Origin of the sequence: Paraglaciecola sp. L1A13, from assembly GCF_009796745.1 — a bacterium.
GTDB lineage: Bacteria > Pseudomonadota > Gammaproteobacteria > Enterobacterales > Alteromonadaceae > Paraglaciecola.
Genome location: NZ_CP047024.1, coordinates 2046598 through 2063740 on the forward strand (window position 1 = coordinate 2046598; position 17143 = coordinate 2063740).

Consider the following 17143-nt stretch of genomic DNA (forward strand, 5'->3'; position numbering starts at 1 on the left):
TCAGCACTGAATCGCTGGTAAAGGCTTATTGTGTCACCTAGCAAATCTTGTATGCACCCAAAAAAGAGTACGCTAAAGAATGAATAACCCCCGTTCAGCAAGTATTACAGTTAAAGATGTCTCCTTTCGTTATGGCCCGAAGGTGGCGCTTGATTCAATTAATCTGCAGGTAACGTCAGGAATTAATATAATACTTGGGCCAAACGGTGCGGGTAAAAGTACGCTATTTTCCTTACTTACCGGTCTGCTTTGCCCATCGTGTGGCGCAATTGACGTCAATGGGCTTAGTTTTGACAAACAGCACTCGAGCATAATGCAAAGTATGGGAGTGGTGTTCCAGCAAAGCACCCTTGATCTGGACTTAACCGTACAGCAAAATTTGCTTTATTTTGCCTCGTTGCACGGTATTGCACCTGACAAAGCATTAAAAAATATTGAATCTATGCTTGTCGAACTAGCGTTAAACGATAGGTTACAAGATAAGGTTAGAACGCTTAATGGAGGCCATCGCAGACGGGTTGAAATCGTTAGAGCGCTTATCCATCAACCGCAAGTACTCTTGCTTGATGAACCCACTGTAGGGTTGGATATTGAGAGTCGGGCGCTGATCCTCAAACATGTTAGAGCACTGGGTGACCGCGATAGTCTATGCGTATTGTGGGCTACGCACCTTATCGATGAAATAAGGCCAAGCGATTCATTAGTTGTTATCCATTCAGGCAAAATAAAAGCGCAGGGCGTTACGGAGCCACTATGCCAAGAAAATCAGGTCGATACTGTGAGCCAACTGTATCGGAAGTTGACGGGGAGCACGGAAGCAATATGAATTCATCTGCTTACCTATATTGTTTTAACGGCATCGTGAAACGTGAAATTTTACGCTTTTTACAACAGCGAACGCGTTTAATTAGTGTGTTAGTGCGGCCATTGTTATGGCTGGTGGTCTTTGCTGCTGGCTTCCGCTCAGCATTAGGGGTATCTATAATGGAGCCCTACGGTACGTATATAACATATCAAGAATACATCACCCCAGGATTAGGGGGGATGATCATCCTTTTCAACTGCATGCAAAGCTCGTTGTCTATGGTATATGACCGTGAAATGGGCAGCATGAAAGTTTTATTGATGAGTCCTATCCCTCGAACATTTTTATTGTTTAGCAAGCTGGTAGCTGGGGCTATTTTGTCGACCTTGCAGGTACTTATTTTCTTATTTGTTACCCGAATTGTCGGAGTTGAAATTGAACCATGGGGTTTTTTCACCGCAATACCTGCGATTTTCTTAATATCGTTCTTCCTCAGTGCATTGGGGTTGATGTTAGCTAATTTAATTACCCAATTAGAGAATTTTGCTGGGGTGATGAATTTTGTGATTTTCCCAATGTTTTTCCTGTCTAGCGCTTTGTATCCTCTATGGAAAATGCAGGAAGCGAGTTTGATACTGTATTGGATATGCCAAGTCAATCCATTCACCCACTGCGTCGAATTACTGCGCTTTGCGCTTTATGGGCAAGTTAATTTGCCAGCGCTTGGTGTCGTGTTACTGGCTTCTATCGTGTCAGCAATCATTGCCCTTGCGACTTTTCGCGGGCGTCGATAGCGTGTAAAAAGTTAGTTTGCGATGTTTGTAAAGGCTAGGATGATAAACGCGATACAGTAAATATAAAAACAGCGCTGTTTTTCAACAATATCTTTGGCAGGATATTACTCATACTTTAGTATTATCTATTCTTTCTTCTATTTTTAATCTATTGATTTATTTAAACTTATTCCTATTTATTAAACGATGCTCAATTTGGGGGCGCTTAAATTATTCTTTAATATCATTACACTGCCTACAGAGATAAAGGAGCGGTAAAGATAATGAAATATTTAGTGGCAGTAGGTGTGTTATTTAGTGTTGATGCCCTAGCGAATGAAATTGCGAGTTTAGAAACCATCAGTGTCGTGGGTCAGAATCCACTTTTTAGTGAACATACTACCACGAGTATAATTGGTAGCATCCAATCAATCACGGGCGAAGAAATAAGAGAAAGTAACGTTACCTCGCTGTCACAACATATGAAAAATCGTCTGTCCAGCGTTCATATCAACGACGTACAGAACAATCCATTTCAACCTGATGTGCAATATCGCGGTTTCACCGCATCGCCATTGCTAGGTTTGCCTCAAGGGCTTTCTGTTTACTTAAATGGTGTAAGGTTTAATGAGCCGTTTGGCGATACGGTTAACTGGGATCTTATTCCATTAGCTGCCCTAGATAATGTTGCATTGTATTCTGGCTCAAACCCTAGTTTTGGGCAGAATACTTTGGGCGGCGCGCTAAGCATGCGGGTGAAAAATGGCTTCGAATATGCGCAAAATGCTGTGGACTTACAAGTTGGAAGTTTCGGTCAAAAGCAACTCACCGTGCAAAGCGGCGGTAGTCAAGGTCGCTGGGGATACTACGTGTTACTAAATCGTTTAAACGAAGACGGCTGGCGAGATTTTTCGACCAGCGATTTAACACAATTTCTGTCGACGATTACCTACCGCGGGGAAACACATCATGTGGAAATGTTGTTTTCGGCGAATGATAACGAATTAACTGGTAATGGGGCGATCCCACAACAACTGCCATCGGTAGAGGGAAATGCAGCCATTTATACCTACCCAGATAAAACCAAAAATGATTATCAAATGGTTGCCTTAAATACAGAGTCAATCTTGGGTGATGGCTTGAAATTTCAAAGCAACAGTTACTATCGGCGCAATGACATTGATACCACCAATGGTGACGATAGCGACTTTGAAGAATGTGAATTTGGCAACAGAGTTACGTTGTGTGAAGAGGAAGATGACGATCTTGAGAAGGTTAGTTTTGTTGGGTATTCACCCGATACATTCTTTAGTGAGATTTCTACTCTCGATGCCGATTTAATTGACGGCACACTTAATCAAAGTGCGACTGAAAACGAAAGCTATGGCTTAGCCATGCAGTTGTTGTACAACAAAAAAATTGCCAAAACTGAACACGAGTGGTTGTTAGGTGGGGGAATTGATCGAGCGGATATTGATTTTGCCAGTGATACGGAATTTGGCATTTTACATAACAGCACGCCTGAGGACGACCGTTCGGTTTCAGCTACAGGATTTTTCGATAGCGACTCACAAGTTAGACTAGGCGTGAAAACCTACGGACATTATTTGTATGCAGGATATTCTGCGCGCTTAGATGAACGCTGGTTACTGAGCTTGTCGGGGCGCTACAACGACAGTAAAATAGACATGCATGATCGTATTGATGTGGGTGAGGGCTCATTAAATGGCGAGCATCATTTTAATCGATTTAATCCTGCAATTGGCTTGCAATATACCATTAATTCCCACTGGTTAGCTTCGTTAAGCTACAGTGAATCATCGCGTATGCCCAGCCCAGCAGAACTTAGCTGTGCCGATGAAGATGATCCATGTAAGTTGCCAAATGGCTTTGTGGCCGATCCACCTTTAAATAAAGTTGTCGCCAAAACAATCGAAGCAACACTCGGTTATGAAGCAAACGGCAACACCATTAGTGCAGCACTTTATCGCACAAAAAGCACCGACGATATTATTTTTCAACAGGCGGGTGTGACCCAATCCCAAGGCTACTTTATCAATGTTGATGAAACGAATCGTCAGGGGGCGGAAATGTCTTTTTTACGCATTGCAGAAACCATTACCTATGGTGCGAATTACAGCTACTTGGACGCAACATTTGAATCGCCCTTTGTATCGTTTAGCCCTAATAACCCGTTTGGTGGTGATCGTCAGGTTGAGGTGGGTGATAACATTCCTGGACAACCCAAACATCAGGTGAAAATCCACAGTAACTGGGATATTACCGACGCGATGAGCTTAGGGGGCGAGTGGATATTTTCGTCATCATCATATTACCGTGGTGATGAAGCGAATGAGCACAAAAAAGTACCCTCCTATGCGGTGGCAAATATGTATGTGAACTATCAATTTAATCAGGCTACAACGTTGTCTGCCCGGGTCGATAATGTATTGGATCGCCAATACCATACCTTTGGCACTTATGGTGAACCGGATGAAGTATTAGGTGAGGTGCATCCCGAAATCGACGAACCTTATTTCATTGGACCTGCCGCCCCTAGAAGTGTATCGGTCAATATGCACATTGCATTTTAACGCTTAATTATTCGCCATTAGGCGGCTATTTTCCAACCAAAGGCAGGGATGCCGCCATAATTGACGAGGGTAGTCATACTAAAGGAGGAAAGAATTAACGTGAGGCTAGCAATAGGATAAAGCCTTCATTACTGGATAAGTTGAGGGTTAATCGATGTTGCGACGATCTATACGAAATCTACGTCCTATATTTACATTATCACCGCTTGCTGAAATCGCCCACAATGAACCAGATATCGAAGACGATGTTGAAGTGACAATCGCCGGTGGAGCTGATGTGATGATTGTTAGCTCCACCAAACAGATACCTAACTTGATGATAACCGATAAAATATTATGAACCGGGTCACTGGTAGTCAGTCACCAGTATTGAACATCCGGCAAAATTCTAATGCGACGCAGAGAAAAAAGATGTATAAATTTTTTGCTGTTCTACTTTTTTTCACCAGTTTTTTTAGTGTGGCGGACAACGTGCAGAATGTGCGTTTAGGTGTATTGAAATACGGTACAGTGAACTGGGAAGTCGAGGTTATTAAACAAAACAAACTCGATGAAAAATATGGCTTTAATTTACATGTTCTATCACTTGCCAGTAAGAACGCCTCTGCTGTGGCGTTACAAAGCAATGCCGTTGATATCATTTTAACAGATTGGTTGTGGGTTAATCGCCAACGTTTCAACCACAAAAGCTATACGTTATTTCCTACCTCGATCGCCACCGGCGGTTTATACGTCCCTAGCGACTCAAAAATTGACAATGTGACTGGATTGCGCGGGCTTAAAATAGGTATTGCCGGTGGTGAAGTTGATAAAAATTGGTTGCTCTTACAAGCCTATTCACGCAAGAAATATGGTTTTGATATTAAGCAAGAAACCCTTCCAAGCTTTACATCTCCAGCCTTGCTTAATGTATTGATGCGCAGAGGCGAACTTGATGGTGGTATTAACTTCTGGCACTACGGAACTAGATTAAAAACACAAGGCTACAAGTTGCTTATTACGGTACCGCAAATGTTAGCAGAGTTGAATATTGCTAATGATGTTCCGCTGTTAGGTTGGGTATTCGATGAAAATTGGGCGAAGCAGCATCCACAGCTTATTCAGAGTTTTTTGTTGGCGTCTCTTGAAGCGAAACAAATTTTATATTCATCAGATGAACAGTGGCAACAAATACGAAAATTAACCAAGGTCGAGAATGACTCTGTATTTTCAACTTTAAAAAGTGATTACCGCGCGGGATTGCTTCATCAGTTTGGCGAAAAAGAGCGTAATGCCACCCAACAGATATTTACGGTTTTAGCAGAACAAGGCGGACAAAATCTGGTAGGAAAAGCGACATCATTAGATATGGGTACGTTTTGGACCATGGATGAAAGCAAACTGACGTTAATACCAGCAGTCGATTATGAAAGTCAGCCGTGATTTGCACCAAGCCAGTAACTTCGATTGTTGCTCAAGTCAAAAAACTCATCATCTTTTCTGGGTGGGTACCTTAGTGAAAGCATGGGCTATAACAAATACCTGTTTAAGCTGGTTGGTTAAACAAATACTTGGCATCGCATGTCTAGGATTAGTGTGGCAATTCGCTGCGTTGCTAATAGCGAGTCCCGATTTTCCAAGCTGTTTAGCGGTACTTCAAAGCATCTATTTTCATCTGAGTGAAGGGGATATGGCAGCTAATCTGCTGATTACGCTAAATCGCGTGATTATTAGTTTTATTATCTCAATGTTGTTAGGTGTGTTGCTAGGTGTGGTGATGGGAACCCATTCTCGCGTCAACAAACTGGCTGATTCTGCCCTGATCATTGCATTGAATATACCGGCCTTGGTGACTATTTTGTTATGTTATATATGGTTTGGCTTGGTAGAAAGTGCTGCAATAGCAGCCGTTATTTTGAATAAAGTACCAACAGTTGTGGTGATGATACGAGAGGGTGCGCGAGTGGTAGATCAAGATCTACTCGCCGTCGCCAAAGTTTATCGCCTTTCACCTAAAACGACCTTTTTTCGAGTGTTTCTACCACAGCTTTATCCCTACATTATGGCCTCTGCTCGCTCTGGATTATCACTGATATGGAAAATAGTACTCGTTGTCGAATTGCTTGGTCGCAGCGATGGGGTAGGGTTTGCACTTAATACCCAATTTCAGTTTTTTGATATTAGCGGAATACTGGCCTACACCTGTGCATTTATCAGTATTATCCTGTGCATTGAAGCATTGATATTCCGGCCACTTGATACGTGGATTGCAAGAGGCATTGCCCATGATTGAGTTGCAGGTGCGCATTGAAGATAAACAATTTTCTCACTGTACAACGGTAATTGAAAATATTAAATTCACTTTAGGCTCAGGTGAGTTTGTGGCGATCGTCGGCCCTTCGGGCTGCGGTAAGACCACACTGCTAAATATGATCAGTGGTCTTGAATCATCCTCTGCGGGCAGCATAATGCTAAACGGACAACCGCTTGAGGTAGAGAACAAGCCTCATATTGGCTATATATTCCAACAACCACGTTTGATGCCGTGGTTAACGGTTCGTCAAAACCTGCAGCTTGTTGCTGAATCAGCAACGTCTGAAGAAATAGGGGCCCTGCTGCACAGTGTAGGACTAGGCGATAAAGACCATTATTATCCTCGGCAACTGTCTGGCGGAATGCAGCGCAGAGTCAGTATTGCCCGAGCTTTTTTAATTAATCCGCAACTACTTTTACTTGACGAACCGTTTAACTCACTGGATGCGCCAACAGCCGCCCGTTTACGTTTGTTATTGATTGAATTCTGCCAACGTCAGGGATGCACTGTAGTGTTTGTAACCCATGATCTGAATGAAGCCATTTACTTAGCCGATCGCATCCTGTTTCTAAGTCCATCGCCGAGTCGTATCGTGCATCAAGAGCTTGTGAGTATTGCCCGTCCGCGCAATGAATCTGGCCTTAATGAGCTCAAATGGCAAGCACAACTTATGGCATCCCATCCACAATTGCTTGCTGGGCGGGTTAGCTAATATGACAATGAAAATGTTGTGAACCAATAGTGTCCATTGAACTTAGCAAAGACTCATTCAACCAAGCAGTTAAATCTAGCCAACCTCGGCTTTGCGTATCGAAACTTCGGCAAAAAATTGGCCAGGAATTACACAATAGACCCTGCGCGAAAATTGCTATTTCGACCTCAATTAGCCATCTTGCTCTGCGAGTTTCTCAGCTTGAGCGTCATCAAGAGTTTGTAAAGCTCTGTGCATTATGCGCCAGTTACAATGTGATCCCCCCAGCACATGATGCCTGCTGTTATTACCAACATTTCAAAGGATTTGATATACGCTGGGAGCGTCATCTTGAATTCTCAAGTTATACCTTTATTCGAGCGGGTGTGAGTCCTGGGTTATTTGATGGTTATGCCATTGAATACGTACCTCAGCAATGGTTTGATGAATTAGTTGGCGAGTTGGTCAGCGCCGTTAATGTTGTTATTTGTGATTCAGCTTTGAGCGAGCAGCAACGCAAGAAAATGTTTGAAGGTAGCCAAGTACTCGGTAGTCACGTTGCTAAAGGCCGAGCGAGTGTGTTCACGTCTTTTCGCTTGCACAGTGACGGGTTTGGCCGCTTATACATTCAGTCACATGCGTTAAACAAATACCAGGCTGGACGACTAATACAGCGCTTACTCGAAATTGAAACCTATCAAATGATGGCGCTGCTTAGTCTGCCGATCGCCCGAGGGTTAGCGCCTAAAGTGGCAGACATGGAACAGCGCCTAGTTAGTATTAATCAAAAAATGGCTCAAGTATGTCATCACGACGACGGACAAATGTTGGAAAGCTTGTCGAGTTTAGCCAGTCAAACAGAACAACTGATTGCTGATATCAGTTATCGATTTAGCGCGACCAATGCCTATTATGAGTTGGTGTGTACCCGTCTCGAGCAGCTAAAAGAAGAAGATATTTGTGGAGTCGAAGGTATTGGTGAGTTTGTAACACGCAGGTTAAGTCCAGGGATCAGGACATGCCAAGCGTTGACGCATCGACTGAACGACCTTACTTGCCGCATAGAACGAGCCAGTGCTCTACTTCGAACCCGTGTGGATTTATCCATTGAGCAGCAAAATCAAAAACTTTTACAGGCTATTAATCAAAGAGGGGCAGTGCAGTTGCGCCTGCAGCAAATGGTTGAAGGCGTATCAATAGTGGCCATCGTTTACTATTCGATGGGGCTGCTGGATTACTTACTTGATGCACTTAATTCTACAGGGTTGCCAACAAACAAAACCATTGTAAAAGGCGCAGCTGTACCAATATTTTTACTTTTCACTTGGTTAATCATGCGTTTCGTGGTGAAAGTTATTAAGAAACAGCCAGTAGCGTGAAATAAAATACATTCCTTCTCGCGTTGTCCTTGCCCAGTCATTGTGGCGCCTTGATACCAACACCCTTCTATCTAAGCTTGTATTAAATAAATCATTTTATTCACATTGATCACTTGGGCAAAGCTGTTCGATATTGATGTTAATTTCGTATCTGGGAATCGATTCCCTCCTTAAGTACTACGCCTCTCTTATCATCCTAAATAACACGATATTTCGTTAGCTTGACGAATATTGCTATGTCGCTCGTCTTTATATTATTTCCCTGAAAGATAATAAAAAAACGGGAAACACAAATATGAAAAACATCATCAAATACGGACTCATATCAGCAGCAATCGCATGTAGTATCAGTAGCCATGCAAAGATTGAAGTTTACGAAAACGAAGGCTTTAGCTTTAGTGCCGACGGTTTAGTCAATGCCTTTTACTCCAATAGCTCCATTGAGCACACAGATGCAACTGGCGCGACGAGTGATAGAGACCAATCTCGGGTACGCATGGGTTTTTTACCCAATAATGTGGGTTTTAATTTCGCTAATCAAATGTCAGATATGAAAATTGAAATGCGTTCATCTTTTTGGGTATCAATCAATGATTCTGATAACTTTCGTGATGCTTCACCGGCTGATTTAGGAACGGGTTCACTTATCGATGTTCGCCAATTTTATGCCACAATCAGCGCAGACTGGGGGGAAGTATTACTCGGTAAAGATTTCGGTCTTTTTAACCGCTCGAATATTCTTAATGACGAATTGTTACTGGGATTCGGTCAAACATCGGATTTTTTCGGCTTAGTCGACGGTGGAAATGTATCGTTCGGAAATATTAGTACGGGCTATACCTATCCGTTTCCAAAAGCTCAAATTACTTATCGCTCTCCAGAGATTAACGGGTTCAAAATTGCCCTTGGCTTGATGGATCCGAATAAATCTGCGGCTGATTCATCTGAAGACCTTCCGCGTTTTGAGGCGGAATTAACTTACAACACAACCTTTGATGACGGTTCTTTTAAAGCATGGTTAAGTGGTGTGAGTCAATCGAGTGAACTTGATGGAGTAGATGATAATCAGTCAGGCGTCGGGTATGGAGCCAATGTTAAATTTGCCGGAATCGCATTGACGGCATCAGGTTACAGTAGCAAAGGACTGGGGTTTGTGGCAGGGCTGGATCAATTTGTCGGGGATGAAACCATTGAGACTGATGGATTCTTGGTTCAGGCGTCTTATACAATGGAGTCTCACAGATTTGTATTAACCCACGGACAAACGAAAGTTGAAAACACCAACAGTATTCTTGATGCCAAACATAGAAATACTGGCGTTGCTTATTTCAACACCATACGTTCAGGCCTGACCGCGGTCGTGGAATATAACCATACTCAAGCGGATGTTACAGACGCTCTGACAAAAGAAGATAACGACACTATATCTATCGGCGCCGTGGTGACCTTTTAGTGGGACTTTTCTTATAGGCGTAGTTTTACCACTTATGACAAGGACACATAATGACAAACGTTGAACTCACAGTGTTGTATTAATCCACAGACGCGGACGCTTTCGAAGAGGATTATCGGTAACACCTTAAATTTTTTCACCAGAAAATGGGGATTTCAGATGGGGCTGACGTGCCCTATACCGTTACGCGATTTACATCGGTAGGAGATGAAATCCCTAACTATTATCAGATGTTTACGATGGAATTTTCATCTGTGAACGCATTGCAAAAGATCTTAATTAGTAGCGAAATGTAAGAAGTAGCAATGGATGCTGGACGTATCTCCTCTGGTGATGCCCCGTGTATTTTACCAGGAGAAGATTAATAGAAACAGCTCACATGTTGGCACGAATAAGGTTTAAATTTTGCCGTATTTTCAAGTGTTAAAAAAGCGTTAAAAAACTGGTCGTGCAGGTCATAATTAGGGTAGAATAAGCTATTCAAAACATGGCGTTACACATCATGTATAAAATTCTTGTTGCTGATGATCATCCTTTATTCCGTGAAGCGATAATCAATACTATTAGTACAGCCTTTCCTGGTTCTACTACTTATGAAACTGAAGATATTGAGTCGACGCTCGCCCTTGTGAAAGACAATGACGATGTTGATTTGATATTGCTTGATTTGAATATGCCAGGTATGACCGGCCTTAACGGTTTGCTTGATGTAAGAAATGAATGCCCAACTACCCCTGTAGTGATTGTTTCAGCGGAAACCGAGAAACAAAAAATACTTCAAACGCTCTCCTATGGTGCGGTGGGGTTTATTGCTAAGTCGTCTTCTAAAAAAGTGATTGGTGAGGCGATTCAAAGTGTTTTTGCAGGCAATGTCTATTTACCCCCCAATATTATGCGTTCCCAAGCGGTGTCCACCCCATCGAATGAATGTGAAATTTCCCCTGAAAAAATATCTTCATTAACCCGTCGGGAGTTAATTGTACTTAAGCACTTAACCAAGGGGGAAGCCAACAAGCAAATCGCATATAACTTGCATATCTCAGAGACGACCATTAAGTCTCATGTATCGTCAATTCTTAAAAAGCTCGGTGCGACTAATCGTGTCAAGGTAGTTGTAGGTTGCGGCGACATCGACTTTAATCAATACTTAAAACGCTAAATATTGCGCAACAGATAAAGCATAGAGGTTTTTAACTTCATCGGTTTAACTGGCTTGTTCAACAATAATATTTTACTGCTTTTAATTTCATTTTTGAGTGATTGGCTGTAGTTAGCAGTAATCATAATGGTCGGCAGTGGTGTATCACGCTGACCATTAATGTCACGGGCAACATCTACACCCGTTTCATCGAAGTCTAAATGGTAATCAACCATTAATATATCGACTTTGCTATGCTTGATATCGACTTTGGTGCGTAAGTCATCGAGACTTACTGCGGTTACAATGCTGCAACCCCAGCCTTCAAGTAAACGGGACATGCCCGCACAAACACTTAAATCATTATCCACTAACCATACTTTACAATCAGGAAAGTCATTATGGTTTTGCTCGTTATGCTGAACTTTTAGCGGCAGTGAGACGTTATTTGGCGCACCGATCGGCACAATGACCGAAAATACAGAACCTCGACCTAGATCGGAACTAACGGTAATCTCGTGTTTTAATACACCGGCTATTTTATCAACAATAGCCAATCCTAAGCCAAGACCATTTCTAAAGGCTGTATGGGAGGTTTTTAAGCGTTTGAATTCTTTGAATATTTCTTTTAACTGGTCTTGAGCAATACCTGCTCCTGTGTCCCATACTTCAATAGCAATATGATCTCCGCGGCGTTTACAGCCTAACAATACTTTGCCATTTTCCGTGTACCGAAACGCGTTAGATAAAAAATTGCGTAATATACGAGCTAACAAAACACTGTCACTAAAAACCATTACGTCCGATGGAACATATCGCAGCTCAACGCCATACTGCTGAGTTATTTGCTGGTATTCATTGGTTAGATTGCCGAGTAATTCTGATAACTTGAATATGCCTTTGTCGGCGTGCACGACACCCGCGTCTAACTTGGAAATATCCACTAGGGTACAAATCAGGTTTTCTAAATCGTCTAATGAGTTAATAATCGAATTGACAACTGATTTTGATTGGTCTTCTAGCACTTCTTCAGCCAGTGAACTGGTAAAGAGTTGCGCTGCATTCAACGGTTGCAATAAATCATGACTTACGGCTGCTAGAAATTTTGTTTTAGAGACGTTTGCAAACTCAGCTTCTCGTTTTGCATTGGTCAGGTTGACTTGGGCGAGTCGTCTTTCTTCTGCTTCTACCAACAATTTGTCGTTCAACAGTTTAAGCTCAGATGTACGTTCGGCAACCCTCACTTCTAGTTGGTCGTGGGCTTTTTGCAAGGCTACCGCGTTACGTTTTCGCTCGGTAATATCTCTTACCAATACAAAAAAACCTTGTACTGCGCCGTCGCTACTGCGATTAGGCACATAAGATTTCAATAAATAGCGCGCATCTCCGGCGTTGTCGTTTTCGGCTATTTCAAAACTGAGACTTTCACCTTGTAAGGCGCGTTTTATGTAGGGCCTTAGCTGCTCGTAATCGGAATCAACGCGACTGTCTTTAATAGATTTACCGTCTAAGCTTCCTTGAGGCCAGCCATACCAGTTCACATACACTTGGTTGGTAAACTGAAATTTTAAATCACTGCCAATATAGGCGATCATTGCTGGTACATTATCGGTGATCAATCTTAACCAGCGCTCACTTTTCTCCAAAGATTCAGCATAGCGGTGGCGTACGGTAATATCGGTATAGGTTTTAATAAGCTTACCGTTGATAAGCCGATGATCGCGGATCTCCAGTACCGTGCCGTTAGATAATATCTGCACATCAAAACCATCTTTATTGCGTGGGTGAACGCCTAAATCTAGTTCGGTTAGATTGGTTAAATGTTGGAAATAGGGCATTGAACGCAGCTGGTTAGGGGATAATTGGCTCATTTGTGCAAATCGATTGTTCCATACTTCGATTTGGTTCGTGCTACTGATTAAGACAACCCCTTGGGATAAATTATCAATTAAGCTTTGTAACAACAGTGACTTCTGAGTCATGCCTTGTTCGTAGCGGGCTGATTCGGCTTGTTTTATTTCTGTGATGTCGGTGTATAACATCACCCAACCACCTTCACTGGTACGCCTTTCGTTGAGCTGAAACCATCTTCCATCAGATAACTGGTATACGGGACTATTCTGTTCGCTACCAGGGGTGGCTCGTTTGATAAAACCGCTCGCTTTAGCGCGCTCTTTTAAATCATTAAAGTTGGCACCTTCTTGAATTGAAATGCCAGTTTTGCCCCAGAAATTAGCGAAATTTGAGTTTTGCAACAAGATTAACCCATCACGATCAAGCAGCACAAATGCCTCTGAAATGCTCTCGATGGCATCAATAAATCGTTGCCTGAAAATATTGGCTTGCTCATTCGCTTGTTTCAGGGCCCGATGGCTATGCTCGACCTCTGCGAGGGTTTCATTAAGAATTTGTGTTTTTTCGCGGACTTGTTCAGCCAAATGGACTGAATGCTCGAACGCTGCGTAAGGAGCGTATTGATTACCTCCACCTTGTTCGACCCGAGAAATTAATGCTTCGTTAATTTTTTTTAGTTTGCTGTTTTCAGCCTTTAACTGCTGTAATTCTAGCGCAATATCCCGTTCAGTCATCCGTCACCTCGAGCAATAAATACCCCAGTAAAGGTTTGATTAAGATGGGTGCCATCAATGTGTTCGCCATAGGTATTAAAACCACTGATGTTATAGCGTTCTTGTAGGGTTTTTGCTTGGCTGAGCAGGCCCCTTTGCTCAATTTCCAAACGACGCAAAAAACAATCACAGGTTAATACTAAATCTGGCTCGCCATATATTGAGACCATCCGGCTCAACGCTCCATTGAGAGTGGAGAATATATCATCCATTTCAACTGTGCTCAGTACAATGCCCACATCCACTGCGCAGTAAAACGTTAAGCTATGATCTACTTCATTCACTTTTTGTATGGCGCGAATGTAATATTGGCTTCCGACTTTGACGGCCAGAGGATTCAGTGCAAATACTGCGGGACTGAGATCTTCAACTTTCACATTTAATAGTCTGGCGTACTCAAGGGCGGCAGGTTCAGCGTTTAATTCATACACGGTTCTACTTTCTGCATGGGCGGCGGTGACAACCACTTTACTGATGGGTTCTTTAATATGATTACAACTAAACACTTCGAATGCACATTTTGTATTGACCATGATAACGATGGCGGCGTTTTGAAAAAACGAGCCTTGATAAAATACATGGGTTTTTGCTAAATGAATGTCGTCCCCAGCTGAGCCGCCAAAATGGGGTATGCCAGCAGAAGCAGAGTTGAGCGTTACTAAAAATTGTTCTTCGTCAGATGATAAGCCATCCAACAGGGTCAAGATAAATGAGTTACTTTTAATCGGTGTAAGCTTTTTTAAGTAACAGGCTTCAGTCAATTTATTTACGGTTTCTTGCGCATCAATAAGGCTAAACTTCTCCATCGACTCGACAATTTGAGCACTAATGGCAAAGTATTTAGACGAGAATCCAATCGCAATAATTGAGTGCTGCTCATAGCCATTAGGTGTTATTTCGCCAGCTGTGGTACAACCCACAACATCAATACCTGTAAATGCGGATGTCATTTGTAGGGCGAGATCATCTAAAGGATAAATAGAAGAGCAGTAAAATAAAACAAAGCTGATGTCAGAATCGCACAACTGCTGACGTAATTCATGGCTCGCTATGGACGGATCTTCTGATCTGCTAATAGCTGTGACTGTTTTTACATCTGACATTTGTTAACCTTGTTCTTTTTATCGTTATACGGGACAAAATAATGTGGTGTTCGACCGATACTAGCCTAATCATATAGTGTTAAAAGTTTATTCCAAAGCGATTCACTGTACTTGCTTATCTTCACGCGATAATTAAATGGTTTTTACATCTTTCCTGTCATTTAACAGCACGTACGCGTATGGGCTTCTTGTTGTATTTATCGACTACGCAAAGCGTTGGGTTCTCAATCGTAACTAAGCACTCTAGACATTGGATGCATTCTTGATATTCAATTTCACCTGTGGGCTTGATGGCATCAATGGCACATTTTTTACTGTGACAAAGCTGACAGGGCGAGCCACATTCTTTGCGCCTAGTTAACCACTTAAAAAAAGGATAGCGTCCGAGTATAGCCAAACCTGCACCTAACGGGCAGACATAACGACAGTAAAATTTATGGATTTTGAGGCTTATTCCCAGCAGCAAAGTGGCATATAAAACATATGGCCAGTAGCGAACAAAGTTAAGGGTGATACTGGTTTTGAAAGGCTCAATTTCAGCTAACTTTTCCGCTAAAGTGAGTGAATAAAACGAACAAGCTACTAACGCTATCAAAATGAGATATTTTAATTTTTGCGCCAATTTATGGTGTTTATGAGATACCTTAATTTGGCGTATACGCAGCTTGGTGGCTAGCAGACCCGCGAATTCTTGCAGCGCGCCAAAAGGGCATAGCCAACCACAAAATACACCTCTTCCCCACAAAAATAAGGTCGCAAAGACAAATACCCAAAGAATGAAAATAACAGGATCGAGTAGGAAAACCGATATGTTAAATCCACTTTTCAGCGCTAATAATAACGTATAAATATTTACTACTGAGAGTTGACCTTGGGCATGAAAGCCAATGAAAAATATCACAAATGTTAGGCTGAATAAGCGGATTTTATGCACTCGACTTTGGTTACGGGCCAACGTTTTTTGGGTGATGAATATCCAAAGTACGAATACCAGATACAGACTAACTAGCGCAATTTCTATTTGCCGTTGCAACCAAATTTTTTGCCACAAAGGTTGGCTGTTTGTTAGATTGCTATCAAGTGGAGAGGCTTCAAAAAGTGCTTCTTTTGGGGCTGTATTATATTTAAATGCGTGTTCTTTTTTACTTAAAAATGATGAATTATAGGCAACTGATAGCTGTAGAGTAAGGGGGCGGCTGATATCGAACCCGGATTGGGACTTTATACGAAAAACTCGTTGGTCATTGAACTCAGGCATAGTGATAGCAAAACTAGGATCGTAATAACTGTAGAAATCGATATCTCGTACATCAACCGGAAACCCTCCTTGTTCTGCGCTTAATCTACTTGAGATAGTTTGTGGTACAAATTGCTCGCTTACGAATGAATATTGCCCTTTATTAAAAAACATCAAGGCGTGCTCACCAGGAGATAACTCTTCTAGTAAACGTTGATACTCACCTTCTCCTAAAAGATTTTTACCGATGATAGGTATATTAACAAAACCAAAATAGATATCGATAAAGTCATCTTGATCCTGAGCGATTTCTTTAACTGCGTCGGATAGCCTATTCGTTATCCCAGAGGCACTTTCTGTGCTGACAACCCAATGATAAATGTAGCCTTTGGAAATGAGTTTTTCGAACGTCAATGGTTCAAAAAATGTTGGATTGATCTGATTGGGTTGCGCCGCTATAAAGCCGTCTAACTTCTGTCTTGCCACCTTTAATGCTGAGGCAATAATGGTATCGTTGATGATCAAAATTGAAATAGTGGCGCGGGTTACACCATCAAAGTAGGTTCCTTCAAAAGACTGTTTATCCCGACTGTTGATAATAAAGCGCTCTTTTATTGAGTGGCCTACATACTGTTCAATAAAGCCAAACATGGCGTCTTCACCTAAACCGTGTAAGAAAATAGGTTCATGGTGTCTGAGGACTTTTATGCCGCTAATGACGCCTTGTGTGTCTAGCCCAATAAGCAAGTTGATAGTCTGACCTGAAAAGCCGATAAAATGCGTGAAATCATCCGACTCAAAGGTATAACCAAGTAGTTCGTTGAGTTGATATACGGGGGTAATTGCTATATCTGCGTCTTGGGTACCGATGCGTGTCGCACTGGGGAATAGCTGAGCGATATCAGCAGGAACACTGACTGCAGTGTCATCTGCACTAACGTGAAAAGAGAAAAGCCAAAGCAACAAAATACTAACTTTGTAGCTTGAAAATATAAGTTGCTTGGCTAACCACATAATACTCTCGGATCTTGTTCTTTAAGCCGCTTGCAG

At 42.1% G+C, this 17143-nt stretch carries 13 protein-coding genes; 10 read left to right on the plus strand and 3 right to left on the minus strand.

Annotation, left to right across the window (positions count from 1 at the left end; translation table 11 throughout):
• Positions 1 to 79 precede the first annotated feature (79 nt).
• The 10 genes from GQR89_RS08540 (at position 80) to GQR89_RS08585 (ending at position 11147) form a co-directional block, all read left to right on the plus strand.
• Complete coding sequence (locus GQR89_RS08540; protein WP_158769655.1) at positions 80 to 826, plus strand: ABC transporter ATP-binding protein; 747 nt, start codon at positions 80 to 82, stop codon at positions 824 to 826.
• Positions 823 to 1599: an ABC transporter permease gene (locus tag GQR89_RS08545; protein ID WP_158772199.1), complete on the plus strand. Its 777-nt coding sequence runs from the start codon at positions 823 to 825 to the stop codon at positions 1597 to 1599. The genes GQR89_RS08540 and GQR89_RS08545 overlap by 4 nt, the downstream gene beginning before the upstream one ends.
• A gap of 263 nt (positions 1600 to 1862) precedes the next feature.
• Entirely contained in the window at positions 1863 to 4172 is a 2310-nt protein-coding gene (locus GQR89_RS08550; protein ID WP_158769656.1) for a TonB-dependent receptor, read from the plus strand.
• Positions 4173 to 4326: 154 nt separating this feature from the next.
• Positions 4327 to 4512: a hypothetical protein gene (locus GQR89_RS08555; protein ID WP_158769657.1), complete on the plus strand. Its 186-nt coding sequence runs from the start codon at positions 4327 to 4329 to the stop codon at positions 4510 to 4512.
• Between the two features lie 71 nt (positions 4513 to 4583).
• Positions 4584 to 5594: an ABC transporter substrate-binding protein gene (locus tag GQR89_RS08560; RefSeq protein WP_158769658.1), complete on the plus strand. Its 1011-nt coding sequence runs from the start codon at positions 4584 to 4586 to the stop codon at positions 5592 to 5594.
• The gene (locus tag GQR89_RS08565; protein WP_158769659.1) at positions 5578 to 6444 is read left to right on the plus strand and encodes an ABC transporter permease; all 867 of its coding nucleotides are present in this window, start codon (positions 5578 to 5580) and stop codon (positions 6442 to 6444) included. Before GQR89_RS08560 ends, GQR89_RS08565 begins: the two co-directional genes overlap by 17 nt.
• Positions 6437 to 7177 carry an ABC transporter ATP-binding protein gene (locus tag GQR89_RS08570; RefSeq protein WP_158769660.1) on the plus strand — a complete coding sequence of 247 codons (741 nt, stop codon included), beginning with the start codon at positions 6437 to 6439 and terminating at the stop codon, positions 7175 to 7177. Before GQR89_RS08565 ends, GQR89_RS08570 begins: the two co-directional genes overlap by 8 nt.
• A 29-nt stretch (positions 7178 to 7206) precedes the next feature.
• The gene (locus GQR89_RS08575; protein ID WP_158769661.1) at positions 7207 to 8535 is read left to right on the plus strand and encodes a DUF3422 family protein; all 1329 of its coding nucleotides are present in this window, start codon (positions 7207 to 7209) and stop codon (positions 8533 to 8535) included.
• 295 nt (positions 8536 to 8830) lie between these two features.
• A complete protein-coding gene (locus tag GQR89_RS08580; protein ID WP_158769662.1) occupies positions 8831 to 9988 on the plus strand; it encodes a porin in 1158 nt (385 codons plus the stop codon).
• Between the two features lie 502 nt (positions 9989 to 10490).
• Positions 10491 to 11147, plus strand: a complete 657-nt coding sequence (locus GQR89_RS08585; protein WP_158769663.1) for a response regulator transcription factor — start codon at positions 10491 to 10493, stop codon at positions 11145 to 11147.
• Here GQR89_RS08585 and GQR89_RS08590 read toward each other — a convergent pair.
• The 3 genes from GQR89_RS08590 to GQR89_RS08600 form a co-directional block, all read right to left on the minus strand.
• Complete coding sequence (locus GQR89_RS08590) at positions 11144 to 13714, minus strand: PAS domain-containing hybrid sensor histidine kinase/response regulator (protein ID WP_158769664.1); 2571 nt, start codon at positions 13712 to 13714, stop codon at positions 11144 to 11146. The genes GQR89_RS08585 and GQR89_RS08590 overlap by 4 nt on opposite strands.
• The gene (nosP, locus tag GQR89_RS08595) at positions 13711 to 14856 is read right to left on the minus strand and encodes a nitric oxide-sensing protein NosP (protein WP_158769665.1); all 1146 of its coding nucleotides are present in this window, start codon (positions 14854 to 14856) and stop codon (positions 13711 to 13713) included. The genes GQR89_RS08590 and nosP overlap by 4 nt, the downstream gene beginning before the upstream one ends.
• A gap of 157 nt (positions 14857 to 15013) precedes the next feature.
• Entirely contained in the window at positions 15014 to 17107 is a 2094-nt protein-coding gene (locus tag GQR89_RS08600) for a 4Fe-4S binding protein (RefSeq protein ID WP_158769666.1), read from the minus strand.
• Positions 17108 to 17143 lie beyond the last annotated feature (36 nt).

Coding starts and splice junctions, on each gene's coding strand:
- GQR89_RS08540 (WP_158769655.1), top strand. CDS start 80: ATGAATAACCCCCGTTCAGCAAGTATTACAGTTAAAGATGTCTCCTTT.
- GQR89_RS08545 (WP_158772199.1), top strand. CDS start 823: ATGAATTCATCTGCTTACCTATATTGTTTTAACGGCATCGTGAAACGT.
- GQR89_RS08550 (WP_158769656.1), top strand. CDS start 1,863: ATGAAATATTTAGTGGCAGTAGGTGTGTTATTTAGTGTTGATGCCCTA.
- GQR89_RS08555 (WP_158769657.1), top strand. CDS start 4,327: ATGTTGCGACGATCTATACGAAATCTACGTCCTATATTTACATTATCA.
- GQR89_RS08560 (WP_158769658.1), top strand. CDS start 4,584: ATGTATAAATTTTTTGCTGTTCTACTTTTTTTCACCAGTTTTTTTAGT.
- GQR89_RS08565 (WP_158769659.1), top strand. CDS start 5,578: ATGAAAGTCAGCCGTGATTTGCACCAAGCCAGTAACTTCGATTGTTGC.
- GQR89_RS08570 (WP_158769660.1), top strand. CDS start 6,437: ATGATTGAGTTGCAGGTGCGCATTGAAGATAAACAATTTTCTCACTGT.
- GQR89_RS08580 (WP_158769662.1), top strand. CDS start 8,831: ATGAAAAACATCATCAAATACGGACTCATATCAGCAGCAATCGCATGT.
- GQR89_RS08585 (WP_158769663.1), top strand. CDS start 10,491: ATGTATAAAATTCTTGTTGCTGATGATCATCCTTTATTCCGTGAAGCG.
- GQR89_RS08590 (WP_158769664.1), bottom strand. CDS start 13,714: ATGACTGAACGGGATATTGCGCTAGAATTACAGCAGTTAAAGGCTGAA.
- nosP (WP_158769665.1), bottom strand. CDS start 14,856: ATGTCAGATGTAAAAACAGTCACAGCTATTAGCAGATCAGAAGATCCG.
- GQR89_RS08600 (WP_158769666.1), bottom strand. CDS start 17,107: ATGTGGTTAGCCAAGCAACTTATATTTTCAAGCTACAAAGTTAGTATT.